Origin of the sequence: Pseudomonas sp. D2002 (assembly GCF_013385735.1) — a bacterium.
Lineage (GTDB): Bacteria > Pseudomonadota > Gammaproteobacteria > Pseudomonadales > Pseudomonadaceae > Aquipseudomonas.
The window spans coordinates 238,119-256,866 of the sequence record NZ_JACAPL010000002.1; the positions used below are offsets into that span (position 1 = coordinate 238,119).

The 18,748-nt window shown below is 60.3% G+C and carries 13 protein-coding genes; 8 read left to right on the plus strand and 5 right to left on the minus strand.

Annotated elements, in window-relative coordinates; translation table 11 throughout:
- Positions 1–13 precede the first annotated feature (13 nt).
- Positions 14–1,048 (minus strand): YCF48-related protein, encoded by a 1,035-nt coding sequence (locus HX783_RS01410; protein ID WP_177015949.1) that lies wholly within the window; start codon positions 1,046–1,048, stop codon positions 14–16.
- A gap of 1,050 nt (positions 1,049–2,098) precedes the next feature.
- Between HX783_RS01410 and HX783_RS01415 the strand changes: the two genes are divergently transcribed.
- Both HX783_RS01415 and HX783_RS01420 read left to right on the plus strand, forming a co-directional pair.
- Positions 2,099–3,214, plus strand: a complete 1,116-nt coding sequence (locus HX783_RS01415; RefSeq protein ID WP_159955975.1) for a Gfo/Idh/MocA family protein — start codon at positions 2,099–2,101, stop codon at positions 3,212–3,214.
- Between the two features lie 296 nt (positions 3,215–3,510).
- Complete coding sequence (locus HX783_RS01420; protein WP_177015677.1) at positions 3,511–5,190, plus strand: M10 family metallopeptidase C-terminal domain-containing protein; 1,680 nt, start codon at positions 3,511–3,513, stop codon at positions 5,188–5,190.
- Positions 5,191–5,252: 62 nt separating this feature from the next.
- On the opposite strand, the gene HX783_RS01425 is transcribed toward HX783_RS01420, so the two are convergent.
- On the minus strand, positions 5,253–6,878 hold the full coding sequence (locus HX783_RS01425; RefSeq protein ID WP_159955971.1) for a methyl-accepting chemotaxis protein: 1,626 nt from the start codon (positions 6,876–6,878) through the stop codon (positions 5,253–5,255).
- Between the two features lie 233 nt (positions 6,879–7,111).
- Between HX783_RS01425 and HX783_RS01430 the strand changes: the two genes are divergently transcribed.
- Genes HX783_RS01430 through HX783_RS01440 form a run of 3 tightly spaced genes read left to right on the plus strand, consistent with a single transcriptional unit; the run spans position 7,112 to position 9,570 of the window.
- Entirely contained in the window at positions 7,112–8,539 is a 1,428-nt protein-coding gene (locus HX783_RS01430; protein ID WP_159955969.1) for a nucleobase:cation symporter-2 family protein, read from the plus strand.
- A gap of 12 nt (positions 8,540–8,551) precedes the next feature.
- A complete protein-coding gene (locus tag HX783_RS01435) occupies positions 8,552–9,013 on the plus strand; it encodes an LEA type 2 family protein (protein ID WP_177015678.1) in 462 nt (153 codons plus the stop codon).
- 5 nt (positions 9,014–9,018) lie between these two features.
- Entirely contained in the window at positions 9,019–9,570 is a 552-nt protein-coding gene (locus tag HX783_RS01440; RefSeq protein WP_177015679.1) for a GNAT family N-acetyltransferase, read from the plus strand.
- Between the two features lie 117 nt (positions 9,571–9,687).
- Here HX783_RS01440 and HX783_RS01445 read toward each other — a convergent pair whose 3' ends face one another.
- Positions 9,688–10,614, minus strand: a complete 927-nt coding sequence (locus tag HX783_RS01445; RefSeq protein WP_177015680.1) for a carbon-nitrogen hydrolase family protein — start codon at positions 10,612–10,614, stop codon at positions 9,688–9,690.
- 90 nt (positions 10,615–10,704) lie between these two features.
- Between HX783_RS01445 and HX783_RS01450 the strand changes: the two genes are divergently transcribed.
- Complete coding sequence (locus tag HX783_RS01450) at positions 10,705–11,625, plus strand: LysR family transcriptional regulator (RefSeq protein ID WP_177015681.1); 921 nt, start codon at positions 10,705–10,707, stop codon at positions 11,623–11,625.
- Here HX783_RS01450 and HX783_RS01455 read toward each other — a convergent pair.
- The gene (locus HX783_RS01455) at positions 11,597–11,851 is read right to left on the minus strand and encodes a hypothetical protein (RefSeq protein ID WP_003190904.1); all 255 of its coding nucleotides are present in this window, start codon (positions 11,849–11,851) and stop codon (positions 11,597–11,599) included. The genes HX783_RS01450 and HX783_RS01455 overlap by 29 nt on opposite strands.
- A gap of 163 nt (positions 11,852–12,014) precedes the next feature.
- Between HX783_RS01455 and HX783_RS01460 the strand changes: the two genes are divergently transcribed.
- On the plus strand, positions 12,015–12,335 hold the full coding sequence (locus HX783_RS01460) for a YqjD family protein (protein WP_159955959.1): 321 nt from the start codon (positions 12,015–12,017) through the stop codon (positions 12,333–12,335).
- Positions 12,336–12,396: 61 nt separating this feature from the next.
- Here the strand turns inward: HX783_RS01460 and HX783_RS01465 are convergent, their stop codons facing one another.
- On the minus strand, positions 12,397–13,434 hold the full coding sequence (locus HX783_RS01465; protein ID WP_177015682.1) for an Ldh family oxidoreductase: 1,038 nt from the start codon (positions 13,432–13,434) through the stop codon (positions 12,397–12,399).
- 169 nt (positions 13,435–13,603) lie between these two features.
- Between HX783_RS01465 and HX783_RS01470 the strand changes: the two genes are divergently transcribed.
- Positions 13,604–18,748, plus strand: a complete 5,145-nt coding sequence (locus tag HX783_RS01470; protein WP_177015683.1) for a dermonecrotic toxin domain-containing protein — start codon at positions 13,604–13,606, stop codon at positions 18,746–18,748.

The following is an 18,748-nucleotide window of genomic DNA, read 5'->3' on the forward strand; positions in this document are numbered from 1 at the left end:
TCTGTCCGCCTTCTTATTGTTTTGTCGGTTCGGCGCCGGTCGGCGTGGCGACACGAACACCGCCCTGCCCGACCAGAATCAAGTTGCCGTTGCCCGCCGCCGTGACCGCCGAGAGTGAAATGCGGTCCGGGCGATTGAACACGCTGAAGGTTTGCCCATCGTCGTGGCTGACCACCACGCTGCCGCCGTTACCGACCACCACCAGCGAGCCGTCATCAAGCAGCGTGGCGCCCGACAAGCCGAACTCCAGGGCGCCGCGCGCGGCGTTCAGTTCAACCTGTTCCCACGTGCTGCCGAAATCCGTGGAGCGGTAAAGATTGCCGCGCAGGCCGTAGGCCAATAGCGTTTGCGCTTGCGCGGTGCTGATCACGCCAAACAGCGAGCCTTCGTACGGGCCTTCGAGCTTTTCCCAGGTCTGGCCGTCGTCGCTGGAGCGGAACATGCTGCCCTGCTCGCCGACGATAAACAGGCCGGCGTCCTTGATGTGAGCGATGGCGTTGAGGTGGAACTGGTCTTCGTTGTCGAGGCGGTCGCTGACGTCTTCCCAGGTGTTGCCGCCGTCGGTGGTTTCGATCAGCGCACCGTAGGCGCCCACGGCCAGGCCGTGCTCGGCGTCCTTGAACCAGATGTCGAGCAGTGGGGCTTCGCGCTTGAGGTCTTGGTATTGCTGGGTCCAGGTGGCGCCGCCGTCGACGCTTGCGAGGATTTGCGCATCATGGCCCACGGCCCAACCGTGTTTGTCGTCGACGAAGAACACCGCCGTGAGCAGTTGCCGAGTCGGCACTTTGGCTTGGGTCCAGGTGCTGCCCTGGTCATCGGAATAGAGGATGTGCCCGCGATCACCGACCGCCACCAGGCGCGAGCCTGCGTGGACTACATCGATCATCAAGCCTTTGGCGGCCTTGGGGGTTTCAATCGCAAATACCGGCTGTGCGGTGGCATCGCCGGCGGCCAGCACGGGTGTCGACAGCGCCGCAAACAGCGAGAGCGCTGTGGCCAGCATCGCAACCCGGCGTGCGGCGCGCGGGCGGCAAACAACCCAACCCATGACAGGCTCACTCATAGACCTTTCTCCCGAATTATTATTGTTAGGTCGTCTTGCCTTCCCGGGCCCTGAAACCTGCAATCTAGAGCGCCTGAAGGAAGCAGGGGCCATCCTATCGGGCTTTCGAATCGTCTGACAATCGGCGCTACGTTATCTTTTGTTAACTGGTGGCGTTTGCCGATGGCCTGAATGGGACAGTATTACTGCGCATGATGATGATCGTTCCCACGCTCCTGCGTGGGAATGCATCCCGTGACGCTCTGCGTCACTCGCGGGACGCGGAGCGTCCAAGGCGGCGTTCCCACGCGGAGCGTGGGAACAATCAGATTACTGCGCATGATGATGATCGTTCCCACGCGCCTGCGTGGGAATGCATCCCGTGACGCTCTGCGTCACTCGCGGGACGCGGAGCGGCCCAGGCGGCGTTCCCACGCGGAGCGTGGGGACAATCAGATTACTGCGCACGATGATGATCGTTCCCACGCGCCTGCGTGGGAATGCATCCCGTGACGCTCTGCGTCACTCGCGGGACGCGGAGCGTCCCTGGCGGCGTTCCCACGCGGAGCGTGGGAACAATCAGATTACTGCCCATGACGATGATCGTTCCCACGCTCCTGCGTGGGAATGCATCCCGTGACGCTCTGCGTCACTCGCGGGACGCGGAGCGTCCAATGCGGCGTTCCCACGCGGAGCGTGGGAACAATCGGATTACTGCGCATGATGATGATCGCTCCCACGCTCCTGCGTGGGAGTGCATCCCGTGACGCTCTGCGTCACTCGCGGGACGCGGAGCGTCCCAGGCGGCGTTCCTACGCAGAGCGTGGGAACAATCAGATTACTGCCCATGATGATGATCGTTCCCACGCTCCTGCGTGGGAATGCATCCCGAGACGCTCTGCGTCACTCGCGGGACGCGGAGCGTCCAAGGCGGCGTTCCCACGCGGAGCGTGGGGACGATCAGGCGGAATGAATTTTTATTCCATATCTTGAATTATGTGAATTTTTATTCCATTAATAGCCCTCCTGAAAACAATAATTCAAAGGACCACCGCTATGCGTGAACTCGGAATCGGCCTGATCGGCACGGGCTTCATGGGGCGCGCCCACGCCCTGGCGTTCAACAATGCCCGCGCGGTATTCGAACTGCCGGTCACCCTCAAATTGGCCGCCCTGGCCGATGCCGATACTGAGCGCGCCCAGCGCTGCGCCAGCGCATGGGGGTTTGCCCAGGCCCATGGCGACTGGCAGGCGTTGATCGACGACCCCAAAGTCGATGTCGTGGCTATCACCACGCCCAATCACCTGCATTACCCCATGGCCATGGCGGCGATCGCCGCAGGCAAGGCGGTGTATTGCGAAAAGCCGCTGGCCGTCAGCCTGGAGCAGGCCGACGCCATGCGCCGCGCCGCGAGTGCAGCCGGGGTGGTCACGCGGGTCGGCTACAACTATCAGCACAACCCGATGATCGGCCTGGCCCGGCAGATGATTGCCAAGGGCGAGCTGGGCGAGATCATCAGCTTCCAGGGCGAATTCAGCGAAGACTTCATGGCCGACCCGAGTTCACCCTGGTCATGGCGTTGCGAGGTGGAACACGCCGGAGGTGCCCTGGCGGATCTGGGCAGCCATTTGCTGTCGATGGCGCGCTATTTGGTCGGCGATGTACACAGCGTGTGCGCCGACACCCAGACCGTGCACGCCCAACGCCCAGTCGTCAAAGGCAGCAGCAACCTCAAACCCATCGCCGTGGATGACCAGGTGCATGCGCTGCTGCGCTTCGCCAATGGCGCGCGTGGCACGGTGAGCAGCAGTTGGCTCAAGCATGGCTACAAGAACCACCTGAGCTTTGAAATCAGCGGCACCCAAGGCACCTTGGCGTTCGATCAGGAGCGCTTGAATGAACTGCGTGTTTGCCGCGTCGGCCAGGACGGCTTCCAGCGTGTGCTGGCCGGCCCCGCCCTGCCCGGCTACGCCGCATTCAGCCCGGCCGCCGGGCATCAACTGGGTTACAACGAATTGAAGACCCTGGAAGTGCACGAGTTGATCATGGCGCTGGCGGGGCACGGCGCGGATGGCACTGATTTCGAGGGCGCCTGGGCAGTCGAGCAACTGGCAACGGCGATTCGCCTGGCGGCCATTCAAGAACGGTGGGTTGAGGTCAGCGAACTTTAGACAACTCGGGCGCTTCGTGGGGTTGGCGTGTACGCCCAATGCACGTCAACCTGCATGAGCGGGGTAACTTTTCTCTCGCCCCAAACAAATAAACCCCGACACACCTACACTCTTTATCACACCTGCTCTCGCACACCTTCAACACTCTATTTAACTGCCACTTTCAAAAATATACATTTAAGTCATACATAGACATATACCCCTGATTGGCATTCCCTGCCGAAAGACTTACTTTACCGCTTACACCCACTAACCCATGCACTACTTCTCACTTCTCTCTTATGCCAGGGATTGCCATGTCTATTACTCGAACAAATACGAGCGCACCTTATTACGCCCCTCAGCCCACATTAGATCATCCTTCCTCCCCCGTTAAACAGGACTGGCCAAGTGCTTGGCCTGAAGGGGATATCCCTGCACAGCTCACCCGTGAAAACTATAAAATCAAAGATCGAAACGGCGATGGCAAAATAACCATCGGCTACAGATTCTTCGATTCATCCGACCCTCAAGATCCCTGGCATAAAAGCAGTGGAACACTGGCACTCAGCGACGCCAGAAAAAAAGCCTTCAGAAGTTCGATCAAGGCGTGGGAGGACGTGATTAAGGTCAAATTTACCGAGAATGCAAAAGACGCCGACGCCATGCTGGTTGTTCATGGCAATAACGGCGTGGGGGGTTACGCCACAATGCCTTCCGATTACAGTGGGCTCATGAGCATCGGAATCGGCCTGGGCAACAAGAATCTACCTCTGAACTCTTCAATGATTCACGAAATCGGTCATAGCCTGGGGCTGGGGCACCCGGTCGGACGTCATCCCGAAAACAACAAGACCCATACGGCCATGTCATACAACACCCATTTTTGGCGGCCCTTTGACGAGCATGGCTCCAGCATCTCGGATAGCACCGCGACGCCGATGATGCGTGATATTACCGCTGGGCAGAGTCTCTACGGCGCCAACGATAAAACCCGCACGGGTGATACCACTTACGGCTTCAACTCCAATGCTGACCGCGATTACTACCGCTTGAACTCCCCCGATGACCTGACCGCGATCTGCGTATGGGACAACGGTGGGAATGACACCCTGGATTTTTCGGGTTACCGGCAGGACCAGAAGATCGACCTGAACGCCGAGCAGCTTTCGAACGTAGGTGGCAGAAAAGGCAATGTGTCGATTGCCAAGGGCGTTGTTGTGGAAAATGCCATTGGCGGCTCGGGGGATGATGAGCTGATCGGCAACCAGGTCAGCAATCGCCTGACGGGAGGTGCGGGGGCGGACAGATTGCACGGCGGCGGCGGCGCGGATACGTTTGTCTACACCCGTGTCAGCGACTCGCCGATGGAAAGCCCGGACATACTGGAAGACTTTGTGAGTGGTGTCGATAAAATTGATCTTTCCGGACTATTGAAGAACGCCGGTATTGCGAAGCCGAAAATCACCAGCGTACTCACCGATCGGGCCGCTGAATTAGACGGTCACAAAGGCGAACTGGCATTAGACTACGATAAAAATTTCAAGATGCACAGATTGATACTTGTGCTGGACAACATTGGCTCCACGCTGGTTATTCTAAGCAAGAACCCGATAAAACCTGGCGACCTGGTTACCGGCGACCATTCACAACTACCGATCACACCGCCCATGCCAGATCCTGCACCCCCGGCTTATAAAACCTATAACTATGACGCAGTCTCCGACTCACCCTACCAAAACTCGGACTTGCTCACTAACTTCACGACAGCCAAGGACAAGATCGACTTAAGCAACCTAAGTAAAAACTCACAGGTAACGCTCAACCACGTCAATAGGTACACAGGACGAATTGGCGACACTGTTCTTACCGTTAACCCGGCAACCAATCGGTACTACATCGGTATCGATATGACGGGAAATCGCAGGACCGACTTTTTGGTAAGAAGTACGAAGCCGATCACGAGCCAGGATGTTATTGGCGTCCAGTTCCAGTAATGCGGTGATCTCTTAACGCCAAGACCGGGAGCGGCAAACCGCCACTCCCGCGCGCATTCAAATCAGATAACGAACCGTGCAACCATCCCATTCAAATCCACCGCCAGACGCGACAACTCATGGCTGGCCGCACTGGTCTGGTTAGCCCCGGCTGCCGACTGGGTCGCCAGGTCACGGATGTTGACCAGGTTGCGGTCCACTTCACGGGAAACCTGGGCCTGTTCTTCCGACGCGCTGGCAATCACCAGGTTGCGTTCGTTGATCAGGCTGATGGACTGGGTGATCTGCTCGAGTGCCACGCCCGCAGCGCGGGCCATTTCCAGGGTGGTCTGGGTGCGCTGGTTACTCTGCTGCATCGATTGCACGGCTTCACCGGTGCCGGTCTGGATGCCGGCGACCATTTTTTCGATTTCCTGGGTCGACTGCGCGGTGCGATGCGCCAACGCCCGCACTTCATCGGCGACCACCGCGAAGCCACGCCCGGCTTCACCGGCGCGGGCCGCTTCAATCGCCGCGTTGAGCGCCAGCAGGTTGGTCTGCTCGGCAATCGCGCGAATCACGTCGAGCACTTTGCCGATGTCGCGGCCTTGAGTCGCCAGGCCTTCGATCATTACCGAGGTGTTTTGTACGTCCTGGGTCATGGTCTGGATCGCGCCGACGGTTTCCACCACGCGGTCACGGCCTTCACGCGCCGCCTGGTTGGACTGGCTGGAGGCTTCGGAGGTGGACACCGCGTTGCGCGCGACTTCTTCCACGGCGGCGGTCATCTCGTTGACGGCGGTGGCAGCCTGGTCGATTTCGTTGTTCTGTTGTTGCAGGCCTTTGGAGGCTTCTTCGGTGACCGCGCTCAGCTCTTCGGCGGCGGACGCCAGTTGCGTGGCTGAACCGGCAATGTGCTGGATGGTCTGGCGCAGGTTGGTTTGCATGGCCGACAAGGCACCGAGCAGGCGCGCCGGTTCATCCTTGCCATCGTCTTCGATGGGTTTGCTCAGGTTGCCACCGGCGATGGTTTCGGCCGCTTCCACGGCTTTGCGCAGCGGCGTAACGATGCTGCGGGTCAGCAGCCAGGCCAGCAGCACGGTCATCAAGGCGGCCACGACCGACACGATGATGATCCCGGTGACTGCTTGCTGATAGCTGCCTTGCGCTTCAACCCCGGCCTGATCGGCGTCGGCACTGTTGATGGCGATCAGCTTGTTCAACTGCTCGCCCATCAGGTCGGTGCCGTCCTTGATACGCGTGTTGATGAGCGTGCGCATCTCCTCGACTTTGTTCTGCTGGGACAGCGACATCATCTCGGCCTGGGCCGTGAAGTAGCTGTCCAGGGTCGCGGCGAAGGTTTTGTACAAAGCCGCCTCTTCCGCGCCGGCCGGCATGACCGCATAAGCCTTCTGAGCCTGCTTGACCTTGTCGACCAAAACGCCCACGCGGACCTTGGCTTCGTCCAGGGCCGCGGGCTCGCGGTTGATCAGGATGCGGAAGGACAAAATGCGCAGGCGCAGAACGTTTTCCGTCATGTTGCCGAGAAACTTCACGCTTGGTAGCTGGTTGGTCCCCATGTCCAGCGATGCTTGGCGGATAGTCGTCATGCGGTTGACGGCAAACACACCAAGGATCACGACCAGCAACGCAATGAACGCAAAACCGAGAAACGCGCGAGGGGCAATATTCAGATGACGAAGGGACATAGGGGTGCTCTCAGAAGTAGTGTTGGCGAGCGTCCCTGCCGCGACACGATCAGTCGGCGTCAACGCGCCGCTCTGACCTTTGCGCACCCTTGTTGTAATAGTGGGGTGGGCTTACCTACGGTATCGGCCGGCGTGTGAATTTTATGCAGGATGTTTCGAAATATTTTTACACACTTCTGACTGCCAGCACTTTCTGGCATCCTGCGCGCCCCTTTCCCTACCGGGCCTGTATTTTGTCTGACGCTCAAACCCCTCGCCCCCGCTATAAATCCGACCTGATCTACGGCCTGGAAGACCGCCCGCATTTCACCGCCGCGATTTTCGCTGCGCTGCAGCATGTGCTCGCCAGTTTCGTCGGCATCATCACCCCCACCTTGATCGTCGGCGGCGTACTTGGCCTTGAAAGCGAAGTGCCGTACCTGGTGAGCATGGCGTTGTTCGTGTCGGGGCTCGGCACCTTTGTGCAGGCGCGAACATTCGGCCCGGTCGGTTCGGGCCTGTTGTGCCTGCAAGGCACCAGCTTTTCGTTTATCAGCGTGATTCTCAGCGCCGGTTTTATGGTCAAGGCCCGGGGCGGCGGCACCGATGAAATTCTCTCGACCATTTTTGGTATCTGCTTTTTCGCGGCCTTTATCGAAGTGGTGCTCAGCCAGTTCATCGGCAAACTGCGCAAACTGATCACTCCGGTGGTAACCGGCACGATCATTACCTTGATGGGCCTGTCGCTGATCAAAGTGGCGGTCACTGACATGGCCGGCGGTTTTGGCTCCAGCGACTTGGGCGCGGCGAGCAACATGGGCCTGGCGGCGCTGGTGCTGCTGACGATTGTGGTCCTGAACCGCTTCAGCAACCCGTTCCTGCGCCTGGGTTCGATCGTGATCGGCCTGACGCTGGGGTTCGTCGTGGCCTGGTGGATGGGTCGCGTCGACCTGGCAGCCTTGCCGCAAGTGCCGCTGATCAGCGTGCCGGTGCCGTTCAAATACGGTTTCTCGTTCGACTGGGTGGCGTTTATTCCGGTCGCGGTGATCTTCCTGATTTCGCCACTGGAAGCCGCCGGTGACTTGACTGCCAACTCGATGATTTCCCAGCAGCCGGTGAAAGGCCCGCTGTACATCAAGCGCATCAAGTCGGGCCTGTTGGCCGACGGCCTCAATTCGGCGATGGCGGCGACCTTCAACAGCCTGCCGATGGTGACCTTCGCGCAGAATAATGGCGTGATCCAGCTGACTGGCGTGGCCAGCCGCTATGTAGCGTACTTTATCGCCGGCCTGCTGGTGCTGCTGGGGCTGTTCCCGATGATCGGCGCGGTGCTGCAATTGATGCCTAAACCGGTGCTCGGCGGCGCCACCCTGATCATGTTCGGCACTGTGGCGGTGGCCGGGATCAAGATCCTCGCCGAAGCCGGGCTGCACCGGCGCAATGTGCTGATCGTGGCGATCTCGCTGGGTATGGGCCTGGGCGTGGCTGCCGTGCCGGAAGTGTTGCGCGACCTGCCCAAGGCGCTGCACAACATCTTCGAATCGCCGATCACCGTGGGCGCGTTCTGTGCAATCCTGCTGAACATTTTCCTGCCGGAAGAGTTCATAGAGCTGGAAGAAGATGAATTTGATCCGGAGTCCTCTACCCTCAAGGTCATGCAGGACCCGGACGTCACGAAATAGGAGCACCTTTATATGCGCAAGCTCATGGTTCTATCGTTACTGCTGCTGACCTTGAGCGCCTGCGCGCTGTTCCCCAATCGCGACCCGGTGAATATCACGGTGGTGGGCATCGAGCCGCTGCAAAGCCAGGACCTGGAAGTACGTTTTGCCGTGAAGCTGCGGGTGCAAAACCCCAATGAAACGGCAATCGACTACAGCGGCGTAGCCCTGGACCTGGACGTCAATGGCCGGCCGTTGGCGTCGGGCGTGAGTGATCAAAGCGGCAATATCCCGCGCTTTTCCGAGACCGTGCTGACCGTGCCGGTGAGCGTTTCGGCGTTTTCCGTGTTGCGCCAAACCCTGGGCCTGAGCCAGACCCAGAGTTTGAACAACTTGCCCTACGTATTGCGCGGCAAACTCGCAGGTGGGCTGTTTGGCACCATGCGCTTTGTCGACCGCGGCACCTTGAACCTGCCGAACACGGCCACTTGGTAAACGCCATGCAACCGACGTTGTTCACCGACAGACTGATCCTGCGCCCGCTGACCCTCGACGATGCCGAGGCCACCCAGGCGCAGTTCGCGCATTGGGAAGTGGTGCGCTACCTCAATGCCCAGGTGCCCTGGCCGTACCCGGCCGACGGCGCGCGCCGTTATATTGAAGAGGTGGCCTTGCCGGGCATGGCCAATGGCGACCAATGGCATTGGTCGATCCGCCTCAACAGTCCGCCGGAGCAGTTGATCGGCAATATCAACCTGACGGACGAGCAAGACGACAACCGAGGGTTCTGGCTGGGCCCGCAATGGCAAGGCCAGGGCTTTATGAGCGAAGCCAGTGCGGCGGTGACGCAGTTCTGGTTCGAGGTGCTCAAACGCCCGCGGATGCGCGTGCCCAAAGCCGCGCCAAACTTAAGCTCGCGGCGGATTTCCGAACGCACCGGTATGCGCCTGATCCGAACGGATGAAGGCCAGTTTGTCGCAGGCAGCTTCCCGCGGGACATTTGGGAGATAACCCGCGAGGAATGGTTGGAATTTAAATCGTCCAAACAATGAAGCACTCATGTGGGAGCGGGCTTGCTCGCGAAGACGGTCTTTCAGTCAATACCTTAGGTGGCTGACCCACCGCTTTCGCGAGCAAGCCCGCTCCCACATTTTTTTCACTGTGTTCAATCAGTCAGTAAGGGTACGCACGCCAGGCTTGGCGCGCTCATCCACCACCAACTCAAAAATATCCGGCCGCGCGTAATGCCCCACCACGTCATAGTCATAACGTGCGCGCACCAACTCATCGGTGTTGATCTGCGCCGTCAACAGCCCCGCCTCGCCGCGCAACGGCCCCGCCAGAATATCGCCCATCGGCCCGACGATCACGCTGCCGCCGGCGATCAAAGGGCGGTCTGACGGCCAGTTGGCCACCTGCACGCCCAGCGCCTGCGGCGATTCTTGCACCTGGCAGGCACTGACCACGAAGCAGCGGCCCTCATGGGCGATATGACGCATGCTCACCTGCCACATTTCACGCTCATCCACGGTGGGCGCGCACCAGACCTCCACGCCTTTGGCGTACATCGCCGTGCGCAGCAACGGCATCATGTTTTCCCAGCACACCGCGCCACCCACGCGGCCGACCGCGGCATCGATCACCGGCAAGGTCGAGCCATCGCCGGTGCCCCAGATCAGCCGTTCGGTGCCGGTGGGCATCAACTTGCGGTGCTTGGCCACCAGGCCACCCGACGGCTCGAAATACAGCACGGTGCAATACAAGGTGCTGCCGCTGCGTTCAATCACACCGATCACCAGGCTCGCACCGGTACGCGCCGACAACCCGGCCAGTGCCTCGGTCTCGACCCCAGGCACATCGATGGCGTTGGCAAAATACTGCGCAAAGGCTTCGCGGCCTTCCGGCAGGCGATAGCCCAATTGCGTGCCGAAGCCCTCGCCCTTGGGGTAGCCACCCAGCAAGGCTTCGGGCATTACCACCAGTTGCGCACCGCTGCGCAGTATCTCGTGCTCATACGTCAGGATTTGCGCCAGGGTGTCGGCCTTGCCAGCTGGCAGCGAACCGATTTGCAAAGCAGCCACAGTTGAAACAGGCATCACGCTCACTCCGAATATTGGGGTTGCCCATTCTCCGGCGCGCAGCAATCATGAATAAAGCCCACCTCAGTGCTAAATGATATGAGCCAAATGAATATCGCCCAGGTTGATTTGAACCTGCTGAAAACCTTCGAAGCCCTGCATGACGAGTCCAGCGCCAGCCGCGCGGCGTTGCGCCTGGGCGTTACCCAATCGGCAATCAGCGCGGGCTTGCGGCGATTGCGCGAGCTGTATGGCGATCAATTGTTTGTGCGTACCGGGCGTGGATTGGCGCCAACCCTGCGCGCCAACCAGTTGAAGCCGGTGATCAGCGAGGCGCTGGACCGCTGCCGCCAGAGCCTGGCGATGATCAACCCGGATAACCCGCACTATCAGGGGCGCTCGGTGGTGCTGGGTTTGTCCGATGATTTCGAGATTGCCCACGGCCGTCGGCTGATCGAGGAGATTGCACGGCGCGCGCCGAAGCTGCGCGTGATCTTCCGCCAGACCCACAGCCAGATCGTCGCCGCCGCCCTGCTCGACCGTACCCTGGACCTGGCGATTACCGCAGGCGGTTTCGCACAAGGCCGATTGAGCCGGCAGGTGTTGGGCGAAGGTGATTATCGCTGCTTGGTCGACCCGCACAGCCTGGCACCGGGCCAGGACAGCATCAGCCTGGAGGCATTCGTCACCCGCGAGCATGTGCTGGTGTCATCGGGCGGGTTTATCGGGATTACCGATGAAGGCTTGGCGGCGCAGGGGTTGAGCCGCCAGGTGTGCGCGTCGACCAGCCACTTTGCCGCGCTGCCGTTTTTGCTCAAGGGCAGCGCGGCGGTGGCGACGATTCCCGGGCATGCCGCCGAGGCGATTGCGCAGATGACCGGCTTGCGTGTGCTGCCCTGCCCGCTGGCGCTGCCACGCTACCCGGTGGAACTGGGTTGGCGCACCCAGGCGCAGCTGGATCCGCTGTTGCTGAAAGTACGCGAGGCGATTGTGGCGTGCTTTATTTCGCCGCCGCCATCAGCTTGTTGACTTCGCTGCGCACCATGTTGGAAAACTCCGGCGGCGACATGCCGTCAAGCTCGGCGCGCACCCACTCGGCCCACTTGCCTTTGCGCTTGGCGCGCTCGCCGAACAAGCGTGCCGCTTCGCCTTTGGCCTTGCCCAGGTTGGTTTGCCACAGGTCGTAGAGGCGGGACTTTTCATCTTCCAGCTCGGCGCGTTCGGCGAGGGTTTTGTTGGCCAGATTGAAGCTCATGTTGAATTACCTGCTGCACAAATAGGTGACATCTTACACTGTAGGTCGAAATATCCTGATTCGGATTTTGCCCCCAAACAGCTCGCGGCAAAAAATCTGCAACTTTTGCCGTCGCCCGATACTCCATTGTTCACTGTCACATTCACTCGCAAGGAGTCACACAATGGCCCGCAAAACCGCTGCCCAAGCTGTCGAAGACCAAATCAAGGATCAAGCCTTCAGTGAACTGACGGCGCTGATTGAAGAATCGGACAAACTGCTCAAGAGCAGCGCTGCCCTGGTAGGCGAAGAAGGCGAAACCTTGCGCGAGCAGGTCGCCATCAAGCTCAAGCAGGCGCTGGAGTCGGTGTCCAACGTGCGTGAACGCAGTAAGCCGGTGGTCGATGCCACCGAGACCTACATCGGTGGCCACCCGTGGCAGACCGTAGCGATTTCCGCAGGCTTTGGCCTGGTGGTGGGCCTGTTGCTCGGTCGTCGCAACTAAGCCATCGCTGCTAAGCCATCGCAGCTAAACCCTTGAGGCTGCGCCGCTGGCGCAGCCCCTTTTAGCCTTCGGCCAGTGCCTGCAACTGCTGAAGGTCCTGCGCGTCAATCTCGATCCCTGTTTCCTGCGACTTCGCCCGTGTGCGATGGCGCCGATCCCCCGGCAACCGCCGCAACCCCGCCGCATGCATCTGCCGCACCAGTTCCTGGCTGCGCTCGGCGAAGTTTTGCCCGGCGGTTTTGCTCGGGTCGATCAGGATCAGCAACTGCCCGGTCCACGGCGTGCGGGCGCCGGGGTGATCCGACCAGTTGAATTCAAACGAGAAGTTCCCACCCGTCAGGGCGGCCGCGAGCAATTCGACCATCATCGATAACGCCGAGCCCTTGTGCCCGCCAAACGGCAGCAGCGCCCCGCCCTCAAGGATGGCCTTGGGGTCCTGGGTCGGCTGGCCCAGGCTGTCGACGCCCATGCCCGGCGGCAAGCGCTCGCCCTTGCGCGCGGCAATTTGTACGTCGCCATGGGCGATGGCGCTGGTGGCCAGGTCGAACACAATCGGCGCGCCATCGGCCCGTGGCGCGGCAAACGCGATCGGGTTGGTGCCGAACAGCGGCCGGTCGGCGCCATGGGGCACCACGCAGGTCATGCTGTTGACCACGCTCAGCGCCACCAGGCCTTCTTCGGCGAACGGTTCGACATCCGGCCACAACGCGGCGAAATGGTGGGAGTTGTGAATGGCCAGCAGCGCAATCCCGGCACTGCGGGCTTTTTCCACCAGCAGCGCGCGCGCAGCTGCCAGCGCGGGTTGGGCGAAGCCGTTGCAGGCGTCAACGCGCACAAAACCTGCGGCCACATCCGTGACCACCGGCAGGGCCTTGCCGTCGACCCAGCCACTGGCCAGGGTGCTGAGGTAACCGGGGATGCGAAAGATGCCATGGCTATGGGCGCCATCGCGTTCGGCGCTGGCGCAATTGTGCGCCAGGATGGCGGCCACCTCGGGCGAGGTGCCGTGCCGGACGAATATCTGTTGTAGCAAGGCCACCAGCTCAGTGAGACCGATGGAGGTTGAAGCCGTAGCCAGTGTCGGAGACTGCGCAGACATTTGAAGCTCCGTTTTTATGATTGGAGGGCGCAACGAATGAACATACAGGCCTCGATAAAACACCACGCACGGCGCCTGCTGTCAACTTGCGCAGGGGCTGATTATTTACCCCGACCTGCCAATCACGCGTACTTACCCTGTCGTCTTCCGAGCACACTGGAGACTGATCATGGTCCGCGTCACCCCGCCGTACTTTTTCGACGAATTCCTGCAGCCCATCAGTCGAAAAACCCCCAGCGACCGCGAGCGCGCATTGGGGCTCACCACCAAAGACCTTGATTGGCTGCATAACCTTTACTACGCCAGCGATGCCGCTCGCCAGGATACCCAACTGCGCGGCCATCCGATGCGCGTCGAGAAACTGCTGATCAACGTCTCAGGTCAACCGGCGACGCCCATCGCCGGTGCATTTGTGATGAGCCCCAGCCCGGACGGTGCCAAGGCCCTGCTGTACACCCCGTATGGCGGCATTCAGGTTGCTGACGATCATGCCTCGCTGCTCACCGAGGTGGGCAAGCAGTTGGTGGACCCGGTGCAGCGCGTCGAATGGCTGAGCTTCCTGTCGATTGCCCAGCGCAACGCATTGCCTGTCGGCACCACCATGACGTTGACCACTGCAACGATCGAAGGCTCGGTGCAAGTGGACCAGGAGCAGACGCTGCAGGCCTGCCAGCATGCCAATGTGCAGGCGATGCTGGCGCACCTGCAAAAAATCCCGACCTTGCCCGGCATGCTCGATACGCTGCTCGGCATCATGGCGCGCGCTGATTTCCCAGGGCTGGATCAACGCCATACGCAGGTGAACTGTTTTGTGCAAATGCCGGGGGGCGGCGGTCGACGCTGGGTCGAGTCCCAACCGTTAAGCGAAGCGCTCCTGCAATTTTATGTACGACATGCCTGGCCCAAGGCGCAAACCCGCGAGTTCATTAACCCCCGGCATGTCACCAGCACCTTCACCCAACCCCAACGGGAACAGGATCTGCAGCAGTGGGAAACGCTGGTCGAACAGACCTCCAGCATCTTGTCAAAGCTGCTGGACAGCCTGCTGCAGACTTACTGGAACGAGGACACCGGCAGCGGCACCTCGCGCCTGGATTTTTTCGCGCAGGTCATGGCTGATAAGTTTCGTCTGGATATCTTGCTCAAGCGCCAACAAGAAACCCTCACTGCCGACCAAAGCCACACGCTCCAGGCGCTGTTCCTCAGCGACCAGACCGCGCGCAGCCACTACGCCACCCGCCTGAGCGTGGAGAAAGTGCGGCTTTACGCGCCGTATCAGCACTATGTGGAGCTGGCCGGCACGCTGATGCTCAGCGAAACACACGCTTACCTCTACACGCAATCGCGCGGATTGCAGGTGCTTGAAAACCTGGATGATCTGAAAGACACCTTGTTGAGCATGCTCAAGGCCGCCGGGCACGAAGATGAGTTGCTCAACGTGCTCTCCCTGGATGAACGCAACACGTTTATGAGCCTGGACCAGATAAACATCGCGGCCGGCCCCGTCACGGGCGGCGTGTTCACCGGCATGGTCGAAGACATTGCACTCAAGCAGATCAGCAATATGAACCACGCACTGGAACTTTACCGGCGCAGCGACGGCCAGGTAGACCTGGCTGCGCTGCTCGATTGCGCCCTGGATATACGCACGATGCTGGACGATCGCCTGGCACCGCTGGACACCGCCGGGCGTTGGACGGTTCATCCGGTCACCAGCGGTAACAGCCGCCCCTCTACGGTAAAAGCCGAGCGCGCCAAGCTGCACCTTCAACGCCTGACGGCGGCCGAGGAGGCGCTGGCCATCGAGCGCAAACAGCATCCGACCTTGCGCAGCATGGTCACCCTTGCCCTGGACGCGCAGCTGCAGGCACAGCAATTGGAGGTGAAGGCCGATGAGGTCTACATCAACAGCTACGAAACGCCAGCCCAGGAACGTGAAGAGCGCCCGCCCGTGTCGTCGTTGAGCATGGTCGAGCACTTCATCGAACGCTTGAGCCTTGAAGCCGCACCGATTGCCGGCGCCGACACCACCGGCTTTTACAAAAAGCTCGACCCGCGTGTGGCCCAGCAGTTGCACAGCATGACCCTGAGCACTTTCAACGACGTGATTGACCGAGTGTTGAAGGTATTTGCTGACAACGATATGCATAACCTCCCACGCCTGTTTTTGGGCAACGCCCGTGACAAGCATGCCCACTCAATGCGCCTTGGGTTGCAAAGCGAGGCCGAAATGCGGGTATTGGGTAAAACCATGACCGCCCGCAGCCAGGCGGTGCTTGATACGGTGCTGCGGCCGGACAGCCTGCTGCGCTTGACCCGTCACGGCCTCAACGGCTTTTTGCCGGATGCCTACGCATTGACACTGGGTATTGGCACCTCGGCGGCTACCAGCCCCCTTGCCAACCTGTTTGTACTGACTGAACGCGGCGGTATTGACCCCGAACGCTCAGGCCGGGTCGTGCTGTGGACGCCTCGGCTGGGCCATGAAGTGTTTACGTCGATTGAAACCCTGCGCAGCGCATTGACACAGCGCCTGGCGCATTCGATCAAGCGTTTGAGTCTGCTGGAAAACCTGCCCGTCTCCCTGCGCAGGCCCCATCAGGTGTATCGGTTGGGCCCGCTGCAACGCATCGATGACAACGTACTGAACAACCGCCTGCAAACCTACAGCGATTACGTGATGGACGGGGTTGATCACCTGCTTTCCATGAAGTTACCCGCGCGTGCCCTGCAAGACCGCCTGGACAACGTGCTGGAGCAGGCCGCGCCCACCAATCTGGCACGCGCGATCGCGGTGGCCGGCGCCCTCGTCAACCAGCAGGCGCTGCCCGTGTGGCTGGGCATGGCAACGACTCAGGACCAGATCCATCACGCTGAACTGCTTGAGCAATACCACAACAGTGCACCCGACGAAAAAGACTACTTGCACGGCATCGTGCCCGTGCGCAAACATGCGTTCACAGCCCTGCAGGCGCTGCTCAAGGCACGGTTTCCCGACCATGACCTCTCGCCGGATGACATTCAACTGCCGGTGCACCAGGCGCTGGACGTCCATGTATTGAGCCTGACCGATTTTGCCGTGCGTCACTGGCCGGACCTGGAAGCCGAAAACCTGCGTCCACGTTCACGCACTGCCACGCCGCTGCCGCCTGCACTGGACGCCAGTACGGTGATCCAGATGGTCCGGCAGCTGGACCTTAAAACCGCTTACCACAGCGTGGTACAGAACACGCTCAACGCCCAGACCGAAGCGGCGCGCAAACGCCGGCGCCTGTTCTGCCGTCAGTTGCCTTGGCAAATGCTGCAATACGCCCACGAGCAAAAGCTGCAGGAACGCCTTACAGCGCGGGCCCTTGGCTACATCCAGCAGGTTTTCAACATGCCCGATGCCCTGGCACGCGCAACCCTTGCGGGCGCGACCGCCATTATTCGCCCGCTGGCGTTGATAGCGACCGATGGCGCTGCGGCCGTGAAGGCATTGGGCATGTACCTGATTGGCCCTGAAAGCAGCAGCGCCGGGCCGCTGGTGTTATATGCGCCCTACAGCGAAAACCATGTGCTCAAGGAGTATGCGAACGAACAAGCCTTGCTGGATGAATTGGAAAAGCCGGGTGCACTTCAGGATTGGACCTTGCGGCACTTGGAGCTGGCGCATCAGGCCACTTACCGCAACCTGCTGCAAAACAACCGGCATCGCCCCTCCGACATCCGTCTCGCCGCGTCTGCGGTGAGCGGCAACGCCCTGCACGCCCTGTTCAGCGACAACACGCAAATGCTGCTCAAGATGCTGGCTTGCCAGTTCAAGAAAGACGCCAAAGGTCTATGGGACACTGCGGTCAACCTGCTGGGCGAGGACATTCCCACGGCCGTGCGCTTCATGGCCGGAAAACTTGCGTACCCTCTGGTGGTGTGGCGCAGCTACCGATTGTTCAAACGCTCAGCCGAGGCGCTGCAATTGCACAAGTGGAGGGCTGCCTTGAAGGACTTTATCGCGGGCGTGGCGCAAATGGCGGCGCTGCGTGGGGAACTGGACGGCAGCGCAAAACCGCCGCCCACAGAAAAACCCGTCACGCTGGCAGAGCTGTCGGACGACACGCTGCCCACGGCGACAAGCCTGAGCAGCCTGGACATCACCGCCCCCTCACGCACTGAGTTACAGCCTTTCGAAGATCACGATATCGCGCTGAAGGACCTTGAAAAAAGCCCCACCAGCCATGTCTATCACGACAAGTCCAGGTCAAAAAGCTATGTGCCACTGGACGGAAAAGTCTACTCGGTCAAGAAAACCGCCCAGCACTGGCGCCTGTCCAAGGACCCACTGAACGGCGCCTACGTGGGCCGCAACCCACAAGGCAAATGGGTGCTGGACCTGCGTCGGCATAACCCGCGCTTCGGCAAAGTACTGTCGCGCTACAGAACGCGCAACGGCGAGCGCGATACGATCAACATCGAAGCGAGCGGCATACGCGCGATAGCCAACCTGTCCAACTGGAAAGCCCAGGCCATCAATGAAGCATTGAACGTGGCGACTTATTACGGCGTCACCTGCAAGCGCAACATCGCGCACTTTTCGCTGCAACGTGATCCCAATAGCCGCGTCGGGCTTTTTTTGGGGGAAATGTTCGGTGTGATCAGCATCAGCCCGCAGCAGCTCAGTCGGGTCGAGAAAATTATCGATGGCATACTCGATGAATTAAGCGACCCCAGCTTGACCGGGCCCGATTCCAAACGTTTTGTCAGCGGCACCAGCCGCGTGAGCATGGCGCAGGAATACGCCTTTGTGATTCCTGAGGACCGGGAGCGCAAACTGTATTTGCTCAACCGGTTCTTTGATCCGGACATGGACGAGTACCAGAACCGCTTGAACTCACCCTTCGATATCTCGGCCCACGCCAGGGCCAGCACGTTGATTCACGAATTGACGCACTTGAGGCTGCGTACCGAAGACATCGCGTACATGGACACGATGCGCCCCTTTCCCGACTTGATTAACCCTGCGCAGCCGGGTGCGCAGTTGATGAAGACGACGCTGGAAGATTTGCGCAAGACCGCATTGTCGACGCTGACACCCGCCACAATGCTGTTCAAGACCTGGGATGATTTATCGGCGACATGGGAAGACTACGGTGCGGACAGCGGCACCCAATACGTCAAACAAAAAGTCCTCAGCGCCACGGGCGCCAAGGACCTTGATGACGCCCGGCAGGTATTCATGAGTGACCCCGACAAGCGAATCGACACCATTTTGGCCAACGCCGATTCAGTGACTTATCTGATTACTCACCTGGGCCGTTTGCTGGATGCGGGAGCCTGA